Source organism: Bradyrhizobium sp. S3.3.6, assembly GCF_040546905.1.
GTDB classification, from domain to species: Bacteria; Pseudomonadota; Alphaproteobacteria; order Rhizobiales; family Xanthobacteraceae; genus Bradyrhizobium; species Bradyrhizobium cytisi.
Genome location: NZ_JBEPOT010000011.1, coordinates 145,291 through 159,670, shown reverse-complemented (window position 1 = coordinate 159,670; position 14,380 = coordinate 145,291). Strand labels below are relative to the sequence as shown.

Here is a 14,380-nt window from a genome sequence, read left to right as displayed (position 1 = left end):
GTTTGGATAGGTGTGCCATGGATGACATCGCGCGACACGTCGATCTTGCGAGCCTCGTGGAGAGCGAGTCTGCGGTCGATCTGTCGAGTGACGAGAGCGGGAAGGCGATCCACGAGTTCATCGCGGAGATGTACCCGATTTGCCGCAGCATCACCGGGGATGGGGTTAGAAAAACTATCGACTTGATCAGAAATTACATCCCGCTCACAACCTGTGAGGTCCCGTCCGGTCTCCAGGTGTTTGATTGGACAGTTCCTCCAGAGTGGAATGTTCGAGATGCATACATAAAGAATAGCGCCGGAGACCGTGTGGTCGATTTTAAGAAATCGAATCTGCACCTTCTGGGTTACAGCGTACCGATGCGGGCGCGTATGACGCTCGACGAACTCAAGCCGCATCTTTATTCGGATCCAGAGAGACCTGATTGGACGCCCTATCGCACCAGCTATTATGAAGCAACCTGGGGCTTCTGTTTACCGCACAATCAACTTCTCACCATGCCTGAGGACGATTACGAGGTCTGCGTCGACTGCAGCCTCGAACCAGGTCATCTAACATATGGAGATCTAAGGCTACTTGGTCATACTTCAGATGAAGTGTTGATCTCTTGCCATATTTGTCATCCGTCGCTGTGCAACGACAACTTGTCTGGAATAGCGATTGCCACCGCGCTTGCCCAGCATCTTCGAAAGATGGATCTTCGATACACTTACCGGTTCGTCTTTGTACCAGGGACGATCGGCTCGATCACGTGGTTGGCGCTCAATGAGGCACATGTCAAACGAGTAAAGCACGGATGTGTAATAACCTGCGCAGGTGATGCCGGCCCGATGACCTACAAAAGGAGCCGTCGTGGTAATACGGAGATCGACAGGGCCTGGTCCTATGTTCTCGAGAAGAGTGGCGAACCCTACGAGATCCAGGAGTTCTCACCCTACGGCTACGACGAACGGCAGTATTGCTCGCCCGGCTTCAATCTTCCGATTGGGGCCATCATGCGAACACCGTACGGAAAGTTCGCGGAGTATCACAGCTCAGCTGACAATCTGGATTTTGTTTGTCCTGCTGCCTTGCGCGACACGTTGGCGAAAACAATTGCCGTCATCGATGTCATCGAGAACAACGCATACTACCGGACGCAAAAGCCGTTCTGTGAGCCAAGGCTGGGCAATTATGGCCTTTACAATGGACTTGGCGGCCTTACAGCCGGGGACTTCCAGATGGGGCTGTTATGGGTCCTGAACATGTCAGATGGAGAAAGCTCGCTTCTTGATATTGCCGAACGGGCCAAACTTCCCTGGGAAACGATCAAACAAGCTGCGGCGGCACTGAGCCGGGCAGGTCTCATAAATGCAGCTGAGTTGGACCTGAAGGTTAGCACGATAGAGTCGTCTGGACGTTAAAGGGCCGAGGGCTGGACGGTTCGGATCTTCGATTTGTTGAGAGGAGCTCCGGTGGTAGACGGAACTTGGTGTTCGACTTGGGCAGAAGCCAGACAAGTCATGATTCGGCGGTCGTGCTTGATTGCCGGCTGGCTAGCGCTGGCCTTCATTGCTTTTGCAACGCTTGCCCCGATCCAGGACCGGCCGATGGTAGCAAATTTGCACCTTGAGCACTTCGCGGCTTTTGCCGCCATGGGCCTGGCGTTTGCCGTGGGCAGCCCGCGCCGCCCGATCGTCATCGCAGCGACGATGGTCGCCAGCGCCGTCGTACTCGAGAGCCTGCAGTTGCTGACAGCGGACAGGCATGGCCGAATCGTCGATGCCTTTGTGAAGGCGACGGGGGGAGTTTGCGGGGTCGGTATCGGCCAAGTGATCGCGAGCTGGTTATCTCGGATCGAAATCCGGCTCGCGTTGCCGGCGAAATCTCGTTACTAGCTAGCGCGGTACTCGCGACCGGAGCCGGTCGGTTGCGGTGCTCGGATCTGCGCGGAGCAACTATCTCATCTTTCACGCAGACTTTCCTGCTTGTACCTCATGATCGGTGACAGGAGGTAGCTGATAACGCTACGAGAGCCGGATTTGATTTCGACAGTGGCAGCCATCCCGGCCGAAAGGCTGACACGCCTGTTGTCGATGTCCATGTAGTTGCGGTCGAGCGATACCCGTGCGGCGTACAGAAGCTCCTGCCCCTTCGGTTCGCTACTGGTCGTCTCTGCACCCAAAGATTTGGCGGTGCCGTTCTCTGGCGGCTTGTTACGAGCGATGGCATCCTGGGAGATGCTCGTAATCTTGCCATGCAACAGCCCGTACCGGGTGAAATTGAAGGTGTCAATCTTGATAGCGGCTTCCTGGCCTGCTTCGACAAATCCGATGTCCTGATTTGAGATCATGGCTTCGACCTCGAGATTGCTGTCGGTTGGTACGATCGCCATGAGTTGTTGAGCCGGCGTGACGACACCGCCAACTGTGTGAACGTCGAGCTGCTGCACGACACCGTCGATCGGAGCGATCAGGTTTTGCAGACCCGTGTGCCGCTCGGCCTTGATCACGTCCTGGGTTAGTCCGGCGGACTTCTGTTCCGCCTTGGCGAGCTCCTCGAACAAAGTGCGTTCGTACTCGGCGATTGTCTTGTTTCGGGTCTCCACGAGAACGCCAATCGCGGCGTCGGCCTCACCGAAGCGGCTTTGTTGAACCAGTATCTCCTGGCGCTGGCCGAGCAGTTCTTGGTATTCTGTCAAATATTGCAGCTTCGATCCCAGTTCCTTCTGGTACAGCTGCTCGCGTATCTCAACGCGCTGCTGAAGCGGAACGATCGTTGACTTCAGCTTCTCGATCGACGCCTTGGAGGTAGTTCGTTCGGCTTCCTTCTGTACGATCTGCCGGTCAATTGCGGCCAGTTTTGCCCTCTGCTCGGAGGTCTGACTGCCAAGAAAGCGACGATGCATCTCGACGAGCGAAGGAAGCGCACCGGGTGGCGGTTCGAAGGCTGAGGCAGGATTTGCGTTGTTTGACAGCAACGCCTTGAAACGCGCAGCGTCAAGCTGGGCGCTCATTAGGTCGCTCTTCAGGTGATTGAGTTCGGCTGCTGAAATTGTCGCGTCCAAATCAATCAGGTGCTCACCGGCTGTGACGGCCTGCCCGTCGCGGACGTATATTGTGCGGACAACGCTGGTTTCGAAGGGTTGAATGGTTTTGGTGCGGCCGCTTGGAATGACCTTGCCGGGAGCAACAGCAACAATATCGACCGTTCCAAGACAGGCCCATGCCAGTGCGATGGCGAGCCCCGCCATCATGCTGACGACGATAGCGCGCCCCACGGGGGAGGGAGGTGTCTCAACGATCTCGAGTGCGGCAGGCAAGAAGGCGAGTTCGTCGCTCGGACGGGCTCCATCGGTGGGCCTTAGCCTCGCGACCGCACGTCCGAGCTTGCGGGCGTGATCCGCGAAGACAATGACGGCGTTCCCCGAGTTGCTACTCTGTGCTGGCCCCTGAGGTTTGGGGGACCGCGGCTTATCCGTTGACCGCATGTGGCCAGCGAGGCTGGCGAACTTATCGACCAGGCGCGAAAAGACGACTAGCGAACGAGCCTTCGAAGCTTGAGCTACGCGTAGGCCATCCCGAGCCAGGCGCAGGACCCGAGTGGCGCTGGCGCGGCGTCGGATGATGAAAACCAGCCGCCCATCCCAGGTGGCCTCGAGTTCAGATCTGGAGATGATGGCCGGTCGCTCGGCACCGGGTGCCAGGATAACCGCCTCGTGGCCATGCACTTTTCCGAGCAACAGGAAGCTTCCGCCTCGAAGCGGAATAATGCCCGGCAGGGGATGCGCTGAGAGTCCGTCCCAGTCGGTTCTCAAACAGCGCGCAAAGAGGTCCATCTCGCTCGCATATGCGAGCATTTCTGAAACATTGATCGCAGCATTGCCCGACCACCGGCGAATGCGGTCGGGATTACTTTCAATACCGCGGAAACGAAGCAGGACATCCAGGACGAAGAGTCCCGGGTCATCGACGACCTGTGTAGCGATCGGCTCCATTAGGCTCATCGGCCCCAAGACAGGATTGGGGGTGATGAATAGGCGAAGTTTCGTCGCGTCGCGGCAGAATCACAAGAGAGAGATGCACTAGCGAATCTCATGGAAGCCTGCCTGCAATCGATAGAGCTTCGAGTATCGTCCACCGCTTTTGACCAAATCTTGATGGGACCCGTCCTCGATTACTCGGCCATCTTCAATCGTGATGATGCGGTCGGCCATTCGCAAAGCTGACAGCCGATGGGCAATGATCAGCACAGTGCGGCCCTTTGCAATCGCCGCCATATTCTGTTGGACGATATGCTCGCTCTCGTAGTCGAGTGCGCTGGTAGCTTCGTCAAAAATCAAGATCCGGGGATCGGTTACTAGTGCGCGTGCGATCGCTATGCGTTGACGTTGTCCACCGGATAAACTGCTCCCACGTTCCCCCACGATAGTGTCATAACCTTGCGGCAGTCGCAGAATGAAGTCATTTGCGCCGGCCATCATCGCCGCCTCGATCACGCGTTCTGTCGACGTCGCCGGATCGCCGAACGCGATATTGTCCCTCATCGAACAGTTGAAGAGGACGCTATCTTGAAGAACGACACCGATCTGTCGGCGCAACCAAGCAGGATCCACCTGCGCCACATCGATTCCGTCGATCAGGACCCGGCCACGCTCGGGTATATAGAGCCGCTGCACGAGCTTGGCCAGGGTGCTCTTGCCGGATCCCGAGGCGCCCACAATTCCGATGATTTGGTTCGCCGGAACATGGAGGTGCACATCTCGAAGGATTTCAGGTCCATCGATGCGGTAGCGAAAGGTCGCATGCTCGAAGGTAATATGGCCTTTGATCGCAGCCAGCGCCATCTTGCTGGCACTGTATGCCGGCTCGGGCTCTGTGTTCAGAATATCGCCAAGGCGTGCGATCGAAAGTCTGGCTTGGTGGAAATCCTGCCAAGTTTGAGCCAATCGAAGCACCGGTGCGCTTACGCGCCCAGCGATCAAATTGAAAGCAACAAGCTCTCCGACGGTCAAATCGCCACTCATGACAAGTCGCGCGCCCAAGTAGAGGATGGCCGCGCTGACCAGTTTGCTGACGAGTTGAACCGATTGACTTGCCACGTTCGCCAGGCTTGTCACCCCGAAACTCGCGGCGACGTATTCGGCCAATTGCTGCTCCCAACGGCGCTGGATCTGCGGCTCGACCGCCATTGCCTTTAGCGTCTCTATTCCAGTGACACTCTCGACCAGGAAGGCCTGGTTTTCTGCGCCACGTTGAAACTTTTCATCAAGTCGTCGCTGAAACAGCGGCGTGACGCCGGCGGAAATTCCAACGTAGACTGGAAGCGAGAAGAGAACGACCCAGGTCAGTGCCGGCGAGTATATGAACAGCACTGCAATGAACATAATAGCGAAAAACAGATCGATAATCAGCGTCAAGGCTGAGCTCGTGAGGAAATTTCGAATATTCTCCAGTTCCCGCACTCTCGCAACGGAGTCGCCGACCCGACGAGCCTGGAAATAGCCGATCGGCAGCGCCAATAGGTGCCGAAATAGCTGTGCTCCGAGCTCCACATCGATCCGATTGGTGGTGTGGGAAAACAGATAGGTGCGAAGGATGCCAAGCACCGATTCAAATACTGCGATCGCGACAAGGCCAAGGGCTAGCACGTCCAGCGTGCTCATACTTCGGTGAACCAGGACCTTGTCGATGACGACCTGAAAGAAAAGGGGTGACGCCAGCGCAAGGATCTGAAGAAAGAATGAGGCAGCCAGTACTTCGATCAGCAGTCGGCGGTACTTGTGAATCGCGCCCAGAAACCAGGTGATGTCGAAGCGGCGTGCAAGACCGGAAAGAGACGCGCGGCGCCTCATCAGGATCACCGATCCGTCCCAAGCGGCTTCAAGCTCGATCTGCGACATCAAGACCGGCTGAGAGCGACCAGGTTCGAGAGCGATAACCTTGTCCTCACCGGCCTTTCCGAAGATCAAGAATTTGCCGTCTCGCAGGATGGCGAGTGCCGGCATGGGCAGGCCGGAAAGTCGAGACCAATTTGTTTTGACGACGCGCGCCCTCAGCCCCAGCTCCTTGGCGCAGCCGAGTATCTCGGCAACCTTGATAACCGCTCCAAACCGATGCCGGAGTCGTTCTGGATCTACCGCGACTCCGTGAAATCGGAGCATCATAACCAATGCGATCAATCCCTGATCGGGGATCGTGCCAATTGGCCCGAGTTCCTTGTGCATTTGCGCTCCGCGCTGCCTCACGCAGTTGCGGCCCGGCAATCTCTGTAGCAGTGCAGATCGACCATGAAAGGTATGTCGCTCCGGTGTTGTTGTCGCTCAAGACACAACCCGGTATCCACCGATTGAGGCAGCAATCCGACACAAGAATGGGCCACCGCGGCATATTAGGCCAGGCCGCGAAAGCAAGTTGACGGCCGTCAATATCGGCGGAAACAGGTCGCCTACTGTCCAATAGATGGTTGAAATTGTAACGAGAGCAGCCGCGTGCCGCCTGATCGAATGGCAGCAAACTGGAATTGGCGGTCGCGCGGGCCTTGTTCCGACTCATCGGTCAGGAACGCGGCAATGATGGAAACTTCGTTCGATTTCGGCGAGGGGCCGGTAGTCGAGGGTTCGGCCAAACGTGCGAGAGCGCGTTCGGAGCTAGATGCCCAACACGCCGGCCGCGACAAGTTCGACGAGTCGGCTCGCCACACTCTGAAAGTGCTGTTCGCGAACAAGTTCTTCTTTCGCAACGGTGGCTCCGAAGTCGTCATGTTTGACGAGATGGAGTTGATGCGGAGCCGGAACGTTGGCGTAGTTGAATTCTCAATGAATGACGACCGAAACATTCCATCGCGATTTCAGCCGTACTTCGTATCGCAAAAATCGTACCGAACCCCCTCGCGAAGCGGCAAACTGAGATCCGCACTTTCCCTTATTCACTCGCCTGAAGCAGTCTCGAGCATTGCGCGCTTGATCGAGGATGAGAGACCGAACATCCTGCATTGCCACAACATCTACCACCAACTCACTCCCTCTATCATCACCGCTGCGGCGAAACGGGGAATTCCCGTCGTTCTAACGCTCCACGACTACAAACCAGTATGTCCGGTCTATACGCAGCTGAGCAATGGAAAGGTATGCACGAGATGCGCGGATGGTGGTTTTGAGGCGCTTCTCGCGCAACGTTGTGCCGACGGGTCGTTCGGTCGCAGCGCTTTGCTCTGGGCGGAAGCGCGGTATCATGCATTGGCGGGAAGCTACCGCCGCGTCGACAAATTCATTGCACCGAGCAAATTCATGTACGAGGCCATCGTCCGCCGGTTTGGTACGGACAAGGTGGTGCACATCCCGAATGGGATAGACACGTCGCGTGTCGAGATGTCTGCGAGCGATGAAGGTTACGTATTGTATTTTGGACGCCTGGCACCTGAGAAAGGCGTCGAGACTCTCCTTCGCGCTCATGCGGCGGACCAGGCGGCCTGGCGACTGGTCGTCGCTGGCACGGGACCGTTGCTGGAGGAATTTCAGCGCAAGTATCCGGCGGCGGAGTTCAAAGGGCATTTGACAGGACCCAGCCTGGAAAGGACGATCAAGGAAGCGGCCTTGATTGCGGTCCCTTCCGGGTGGCACGAAAATAGTCCGCTATCGATCCTTGAAGCGATGGCAAACGGAAAGCCGATAGTGGCGTCACGGATCGGTGGCATCCCCGAGCTCGTCAGGGATGGAGTGACGGGTCTGTTGTCTGACCCCGGCGACGTTTCGCAGCTGTCTGAAAATATCAGAAGGCTTCTCGCTGATCGCGATTGTCGTGATAAATTCGGGCGCTGTGCGCGGAGGGTCGTAGAGACCGATTATTCACTTGAGTCGCATGGAGCCGCGTTGTTCTCGCTGTACGAGGGCCTAATCGAACTGGCCGGTTTGCATAAGAGAATTGGATCATAAAATGGACCTCACTGTCATTTCGACGTTCCGCTGCAACTCGAAGTGCCAAATGTGCTACATCTGGCAAAACCCGACCGAACCGAAGGAAGAGGTGTCCCTCGCGACGTTGTCGAAACTTCCTTCCGGGTTTGACAATCTGAATGTTTCAGGCGGAGAACCGACGCTTCGCAAAGATCTCGCGGAAGTAATCGACATCGTCTACCCCAAGGCAAGGGTGACGGAGATATCGTCGAACGGCCTTCACCCCGAGCGTCTGATTCCGATTATCAAGAAGTACCCGAATATCAAGGTGCGTTTTTCCTTGGAGGGCGATCCGGAAACCAACGACAGAATTCGTGGCGAGAAGGACGGCTACAGCACCAAGATTGCGGGGCTGCGCATGCTTCGTGAAGCGGGTGGCACCGATCTCGGTTTTGCGATGGTCATTCAAGATGAAAACGTCGATCAGCTCGTCAACGTCTACGAGTTTGCCCGGAAGGAAGGATTCGAACTGGCGACTTCAACGCTCCATAACGCTTGGCAGTTCTACAAGAACGACAACTATTTCTACGATCGGAAGGCGGTCGCGCGAAAGGTCGAAGGACTGATCTCGTCGATGTTGCGCAGTCCGAAGCCAAAGAACTGGTTTCGGGCTTACCTGAACCTTGGTTTGATCGAGAAGATCCTTGGCCATGATCGGCTGATACCTTGCAGCGCAGGGAAGGACTTCGCGTTTATCGACCCCTGGTCGGACGTATGGGCATGCAACGTCCGCTCCGATCTTCCCATGGGCAATCTTGCCCGGCAATCATGGGACGAGATCATGAACAGCGAGGTCGCGCAGCAGACGCGGAAGAAGGTTGCAGGCTGCGGCCAGAATTGCTGGATGGTGACCACGGCGCGAACGGCCATGCGGTCCAACCTGGTCCCTCAGCTGCCGAAAACCGTGCCGTTGCTCTGGGTCTTGAAGAACAAGCTCAAGGTATCGATCGGCAAGAGCATCTGTTTTGACAGCTACATCAATTATTCCGACGTGAGGCCGTCCCCGCACGTCGAGCGGATCTCGTTTCTGAACAAGAACGTCAAGGGCCGGCTGGTCAAGGGACGCATTACGCCCGACGAGCATTACCCGTTGCGAACATTCATGAACAATTGAAGTTGTGGAGGAACGTCTGATGAGCAGGCGCGAGATCTATATGTTCGGCTTCCGCGGCTTCCCGCAGGTTCAGGGTGGTATCGAGACGCACGCAGAGAATCTCGCACCGCGGGTGGTCGAGCTCGGCAGAAGAGTTACCGTGTGCATGCGGTCTCCCTATGTCGAGCCGAACGCCGCGAAAATATGGAAAGGGGTTCGAATACTGCAGCTGTGGACGATACCGAATAAGTACTTCGAGACGCTGCTTCATTCCGTGATTTGTGCGGCCGTAGCGGCGGTCCGGAGACCTGGTTTGGTTCATATTCACGGCATAGGGCCCGCAATCGTAACTCCATTGCTGCGGGCCATCGGTCTGCGGGTCGTTGTCACCCATCACGGCGAGGACTACAATCGCGAGAAGTGGGGCTGGGCGGCACGCGCGGTGCTGCGAACCGGTGAAGCCATGGGGATGCGCTACGCCAACAAGCGCATCGCTGTCAGTCGCAGCATTGGTGACCTCATTGCGTCCAAGTATGGACAACCCTGTGAAGTTATACCGAATGGGGTCGCATTTTCGGACATGCCGCAACTGAGCGAGAGGGTCGCCGAATTGGGATTAGAGCCAGGGCGATACGTATTGACGGTCGGTCGTCTGGTTCCCGAGAAACGACAACTCGATCTTCTGCGTGCCTTTGCGGCTGCAGCACTACCAGGATGGAAGTTGGCGATTGTTGGCAAGATCGATCACCAGAACGAATATGCAGATCAACTGGTCAGAGAGGCGGCAGGCTGCCCAAACGTGATCATGGCGGGCTTTCAGACCGGCGACGCGTTGCGACAACTCTACGCTCACGCTGCGCTTTTCGTGTTGCCGTCATCACATGAGGGCCTGCCCATAGTGCTGCTTGAAGCGCTAAGCTATGGATTGCCGGTGCTGGTGAGCAATATCGCTCCAAACCTCGAAGTCGTGGAAGATCCCGCACACGTTTTCCAGGTCGGAAATTGCGAGGAGATGCGCGCAAAGCTATCGGCGTTGACTGCCGCACGCCTGAGCGCGGAGGAGCGCGAAGCCGTGCGTCGTGAGAGTGCATTGCGTTACGATTGGTCCGACATCGCACAGCGAACGTTGGAAGTATACGACGACCTGCTTGGCCGGAAATGGCAAGGCAATGTCGCGCGGTCGAGTGGGACCGCAAACCGAAGAACGCAACAATTGAGAACAGGCCGCTACGACCTCGCCCGGAGCGTCAACGACAATCTTGCGAAGCCGCTCGTTGGTTCATCGTCGGCAGAAGTCGAACTGAAATAATGAGATCGGGTCGGCGGCCTCTGGCAAAGGCGCACGACGATCTTTTTGGTCTTCACGCTTCCGCCGTTTGCGGCCACCGATCCATAGCGCTGTTCCACACTCCTGCCTGGGCGTGGCCTTTGGCTATCGTCTAGCAGTTCGTAGAGACTGGCCACGCCTCAACCCACCTGCGCGCGCCCTTGGGAAAGCCAAGGCAAACCTCCACACGTTCACCTGGGCATCAGCAAGCCGCGGTCAGACCCTGCGGGCGCGTCTCGGCTGCCAGTGCCACGAGTTCACTATTGCACTCTTGCCTTGATTCTGAGCACAAATTGGGCTTCCGAAACCGGCTCAACCCTGAGAGGCTGCGGACCGGGGATTCGCAAGGCGACGAAGCGTCGGGTCGGACGCCGAAGCGGCTAAGCGTTGGTGGATTTTATACGGATGAGCAGGGTGGACACGTCAAGCGCAATTGACCGGCTGATCGTGCCGATCGTCGAATTGGCCGGCGAAAACCTGATGAGCCTACCCGACCCCTCGTTCGACTTTGTGCCGGACAAAATGAGAGAAGGAATCTCGGCCATTCATCTGCGCTTGAAAGCGGAGCTGAAAGCGCTTCTGCAGCTACGGACTATATATGGCGATATGATTACGTGCCGGATTGTTGCCGGTGAATATCCATGGATTCTCGGTGAATTGTCACACTACCAGCATTTGAGGCTTGCTTGGTCGCAGCTCATGCGGCTGAGCGACCTGTTCGATGAAATCATGAAGGAGATTGATCGCCTTCACAGCGAAACGCTGGAGATCCTTTCTGTCGATGTCGACCGAGCGATTGGTTGCGCGGCTAGCGGAGGCGCCCTTCGAATGGGGGCGATCGACCGGGACACGCGTGCGGATCGTTGGTATGAGGTTGCGCCACAACCGGAGCCGCCAATCTTTGACACCATGAGGATGGCGAGCGAATGGTCCGACAGCGCCCCTCCTTTCGCGGATTACTACGGTGCAGCTCGGTGCGACCTATTAAGCCAGATTGATGCAACCATGCAGACAATGTCTTCCGGCATCGTCGGCTTTCTGTCGGATCACGGCGGCGAACTAGTAGATCTGGTCGGACGTTACCACGATATGATCAGGAACTTTAGAACGGCTGCATCGCGGGATATGATATGAAGGTCACAGAGGGGGGCTGTGGGAGAACCGGGAAATTGCGCGATTCAAGTTATGCAGGTCAGCGATGGTGTTGCGCCGAGAACCTGAATTCAAACTTATCAATCCGAGGACTGTTTCGTGCTGACCTGCAAATGACGGGCAGTCACCTTGCCGGAGACTGAAACGAGCTCGTAGCTCAACCTTTGCCCTTCGGTCAACGCGGAAAGCCCGGCTTCCTCAACGGCTGACACATGGACGAATACGTCTTTGCCTCCACCGTCGGGCCGGATAAATCCATAACCTTTGAATTTGTGAAACCAAACTACAAATCCGGTCGCCAAAGTACCTCCACGAATATTCCTCATGTCCTGTTCCCGGATGTCGGACTCAGGACCTCAAATCGCGCGTAACGTAAATTGCAATCGCGCGTAGCTATCGGGGCCTATAGTTGTGAACCCCGGTCGTCTTTCTCAGTTAATCCGTCTCGCTCCAGTCAGGCTCGGTTCAGAGCCGCGAGCATCTGTCGCAGCAACCATCCCCGAAATATGCGTTCTCGACTTGCAAATAAAGTAGGCATTTGCTTCGCAAATACGCAGCAGCATGGCGAATTCTTGATTGCCTTTCTCGCGCGTTAAGTGCTGGCCGCCCCAGCAGATGCTTTCTTCGCCAACCCCACGCAATAGATAATGTCTACGGGACCGGTCGGTTTCAAGGAAGCGTCGACCATTTTTGCCGCAGCAAGACCTGCCGCGTATGCTACGGGAGGGCAAGTGCTGTGCTGCATCAAGGCACTCCTCGAAGAAGAACTAAGCCCGCGCCGCCGGGCTGGCGGGGTGCCCAAAGGCGATGGAAGCGCCGATGTGGCTGCGAATGGGAGGACGGCAGAAAGTGACAGTTCGATGAGCATAGGGGTTGTTCGGGGGAGCCAGCTCCTGAGCCGAAAGCGCCAATCGGAAGATCGTTAGGCTCATGACCGAATCCTGCGTTTGCGGAGAGCTTGATCCTGTCCGCTGCACGCCGCTCCGCTCCGAACGCCGGGAGCGGGCCCACTAACGTCACGTTGAAGAACGCGAATAGCTTGAGTTTTCCGGTCCACTTCAAGCAAGCTTACGTCGACCGGACGATGAACAATTTGACTGAGCTCAAGTGAGGGATAACCACTTGCTTTCTCAGAGCGGCGCCCGCGCCCAAATCAGAAGATCAGATAATTCGGAGCGGGAGCTTTAGCCTGCTGGCAATTTTCTTATGGCTTGTGGCGTTCTCCGCAAACGTCTCGAGACCGTATGCACACTCTTGCCTTGCAGGATCAGGGACCGCAACTGCTCGATTTCGTCATTACTCCACGGTGGAGCAATTGGACGCTTCGAAGCGGGCAGTGTTAGCAATGTCACACTCCCTTCGGGTGGGTGGCCAACGTGAGAATGCCGCGATACTAGTGAAGCGGCGTGAGTTGGTAAGTCGTAACAATCGGCTGTTCCTGCCCGGCATCATAGTTCTGGCTGGCTATGGCCCGAATGGTTTCGCGGTGCCTTAAGTAGGTCGCGCACACGTCCCCCTCATCGTCGCCGTCCGCTGTTGCGCGGCGGGCCAGTGCCGCCCAATCGATTGCGCAGAGAATTGGTTTGTCACCGTCAAGCAAGGCGAACCGTATGCCCCAGTGGTCCACTACAATCCCCGTCGAAGGGTCTGACCGAAGCGGCATGGCGATCAATCTCGGTTGAGCAATGCGTTACGGGCTACCTGCTTCTATAGGCAACGAGCGCGGCAAGGGCCGCCTTCGCGTCACACTGCTAGAGCGCGTCTTACCGTCCAGATAAGCGCAGCATACGTGGGAGGACGACCAGGAATCTGACCAACGTCAAATTGCAGAGGGGGAATACTCATGCACGGGAGCCCCCGACGACGAGATCCTGAGTCATGCGAGCCGCATACCGTCTACAATCAGTAAGGTCTGCAGTCGGCCGAACGGACCGCGTCTTTTTCAGCCGGCTCTCCCAGCTCCTGGCGGGGGGCGGCCGGCAGACAGTTCTAGATCGTCGCGCAGGTCCTGGGCGTTCAAGGTACAGCCCTCAGGGCGGCCCCCGACCACCTCGACGAGCCGTTCGGTCAGATGTAGTCGACCGTGAAGAATTCCCCAAGCCATTGATTTGGAATCCAGAAGCGGGATTTTGTCGTGAGTGGATTTGCCGGGAAATGGGTCTGCAGGAGGGGATTCCTGCGATCCAGGTAGCACGCGAGACTGCTCATGCAGGGGATTCGTACATAGAAGCATTATGGCCGTTTCCGGGGGCTCCTGACGAGGTTCTTCGCGGCCCCTCATGATGCCAGTACAAGGCTCGCCATCATCAGGCCGATGGCCGCGATCCAGCCGCCAAGTGCACGAACGGCGATGGCTCGCCAAGATGTTGCGCTGTCCGAATTCGTTCGTTTGAATACCGCGGTCAGCGCCATCGTCAGCGTGATGGCTCCGTAGCCCACACAAGCCAATCCTGCCGCAAACAGTAGCCGGTCGGTTTCGGGCCCGAGGTCGGCGCCGTTCGCTGCTCCCCGTATCACGGCGACTGCGAAGGCAATCGCGCACAGCGCGAGCGTGGGGACTTGCGCCGCTGCCGCGAGCAGCATGCCGATTGCGAGCATCATTGTCGCGTCCGCAAGCTGTGCGGAAGCCGCGCCGAAAACGTTTCCAAGAGACAACCCGACCAGCAGTCCAAGCGGAAACACCAGGATGAGCCAGCGCCCCTTGGCGACCCCGAGCGTACCAGCCAGCACGCCGGTCGCAGTCCAGAGAACGACATCCTGAAGATCGGTGAGGGGGTGCACCGCACCCATATAGAAATCGCCGAGGCGGGCCGCCACGATATGCGCCTCGGCGGCATTCGCGCCGGCGAGCATCATCGCAGCGCTCATCAAGGCC

General features: G+C 57.1%; 11 protein-coding genes. 6 read left to right on the top strand and 5 right to left on the bottom strand.

Features of this window, described 5'->3' with window-relative positions; all coding sequences use genetic code 11:
- Window positions 1-17 precede the first annotated feature (17 nt).
- Complete coding sequence (locus ABID59_RS27755; protein ID WP_354085503.1) at window positions 18-1,403, top strand: DUF4910 domain-containing protein; 1,386 nt, start codon at window positions 18-20, stop codon at window positions 1,401-1,403.
- Between the two features lie 117 nt (window positions 1,404-1,520).
- The gene (locus tag ABID59_RS27750) at window positions 1,521-1,877 is read left to right on the top strand and encodes a VanZ family protein (protein ID WP_354085502.1); all 357 of its coding nucleotides are present in this window, start codon (window positions 1,521-1,523) and stop codon (window positions 1,875-1,877) included.
- Between the two features lie 65 nt (window positions 1,878-1,942).
- On the opposite strand, the gene ABID59_RS27745 is transcribed toward ABID59_RS27750, so the two are convergent.
- Window positions 1,943-3,976, bottom strand: coding sequence for an HlyD family type I secretion periplasmic adaptor subunit (locus ABID59_RS27745; protein WP_354085501.1), 2,034 nt, complete (start codon window positions 3,974-3,976; stop codon window positions 1,943-1,945).
- Between the two features lie 87 nt (window positions 3,977-4,063).
- Window positions 4,064-6,205 carry a type I secretion system permease/ATPase gene (locus ABID59_RS27740; RefSeq protein WP_354085500.1) on the bottom strand — a complete coding sequence of 714 codons (2,142 nt, stop codon included), beginning with the start codon at window positions 6,203-6,205 and terminating at the stop codon, window positions 4,064-4,066.
- 345 nt (window positions 6,206-6,550) lie between these two features.
- On the opposite strand from ABID59_RS27740, the gene ABID59_RS27735 reads away from it, so the two are divergent.
- The 4 genes from ABID59_RS27735 to ABID59_RS27720 all read left to right on the top strand — a co-directional run bounded on the left by ABID59_RS27735 (window position 6,551) and on the right by ABID59_RS27720 (window position 11,487).
- The gene (locus tag ABID59_RS27735) at window positions 6,551-7,912 is read left to right on the top strand and encodes a glycosyltransferase family 4 protein (protein ID WP_354085499.1); all 1,362 of its coding nucleotides are present in this window, start codon (window positions 6,551-6,553) and stop codon (window positions 7,910-7,912) included.
- A 1-nt stretch (window position 7,913) separates the two neighbouring features.
- Window positions 7,914-9,047 (top strand): radical SAM protein, encoded by a 1,134-nt coding sequence (locus tag ABID59_RS27730; RefSeq protein WP_354085498.1) that lies wholly within the window; start codon window positions 7,914-7,916, stop codon window positions 9,045-9,047.
- A 19-nt stretch (window positions 9,048-9,066) separates the two neighbouring features.
- Window positions 9,067-10,335, top strand: coding sequence for a glycosyltransferase family 4 protein (locus ABID59_RS27725; protein WP_354085497.1), 1,269 nt, complete (start codon window positions 9,067-9,069; stop codon window positions 10,333-10,335).
- A gap of 423 nt (window positions 10,336-10,758) precedes the next feature.
- Entirely contained in the window at window positions 10,759-11,487 is a 729-nt protein-coding gene (locus tag ABID59_RS27720; RefSeq protein WP_354085496.1) for a hypothetical protein, read from the top strand.
- 98 nt (window positions 11,488-11,585) lie between these two features.
- On the opposite strand, the gene ABID59_RS27715 is transcribed toward ABID59_RS27720, so the two are convergent.
- The 3 genes from ABID59_RS27715 to ABID59_RS27705 form a co-directional block, all read right to left on the bottom strand.
- A complete protein-coding gene (locus ABID59_RS27715; protein WP_354085554.1) occupies window positions 11,586-11,807 on the bottom strand; it encodes a cold-shock protein in 222 nt (73 codons plus the stop codon).
- Window positions 11,808-12,898: 1,091 nt separating this feature from the next.
- A complete protein-coding gene (locus ABID59_RS27710) occupies window positions 12,899-13,168 on the bottom strand; it encodes a DUF1488 family protein (RefSeq protein WP_354085495.1) in 270 nt (89 codons plus the stop codon).
- Window positions 13,169-13,782: 614 nt separating this feature from the next.
- Window positions 13,783-14,361, bottom strand: a complete 579-nt coding sequence (locus ABID59_RS27705; protein WP_354085494.1) for a HupE/UreJ family protein — start codon at window positions 14,359-14,361, stop codon at window positions 13,783-13,785.
- Window positions 14,362-14,380: the final 19 nt, after the last annotated feature.

Bases quoted from the DNA above. Each gene is read 5' to 3' on its own strand.
- ABID59_RS27740 (WP_354085500.1), bottom strand. From the start codon at position 6,205: ATGCACAAGGAACTCGGGCCAATTGGCACGATCCCCGATCAGGGATTG.
- ABID59_RS27745 (WP_354085501.1), bottom strand. From the start codon at position 3,976: ATGGAGCCGATCGCTACACAGGTCGTCGATGACCCGGGACTCTTCGTC.
- ABID59_RS27735 (WP_354085499.1), top strand. From the start codon at position 6,551: ATGATGGAAACTTCGTTCGATTTCGGCGAGGGGCCGGTAGTCGAGGGT.
- ABID59_RS27705 (WP_354085494.1), bottom strand. From the start codon at position 14,361: ATGATGCTCGCCGGCGCGAATGCCGCCGAGGCGCATATCGTGGCGGCC.
- ABID59_RS27755 (WP_354085503.1), top strand. From the start codon at position 18: ATGGATGACATCGCGCGACACGTCGATCTTGCGAGCCTCGTGGAGAGC.
- ABID59_RS27725 (WP_354085497.1), top strand. From the start codon at position 9,067: ATGAGCAGGCGCGAGATCTATATGTTCGGCTTCCGCGGCTTCCCGCAG.
- ABID59_RS27720 (WP_354085496.1), top strand. From the start codon at position 10,759: ATGAGCAGGGTGGACACGTCAAGCGCAATTGACCGGCTGATCGTGCCG.
- ABID59_RS27710 (WP_354085495.1), bottom strand. From the start codon at position 13,168: ATGCCGCTTCGGTCAGACCCTTCGACGGGGATTGTAGTGGACCACTGG.
- ABID59_RS27730 (WP_354085498.1), top strand. From the start codon at position 7,914: ATGGACCTCACTGTCATTTCGACGTTCCGCTGCAACTCGAAGTGCCAA.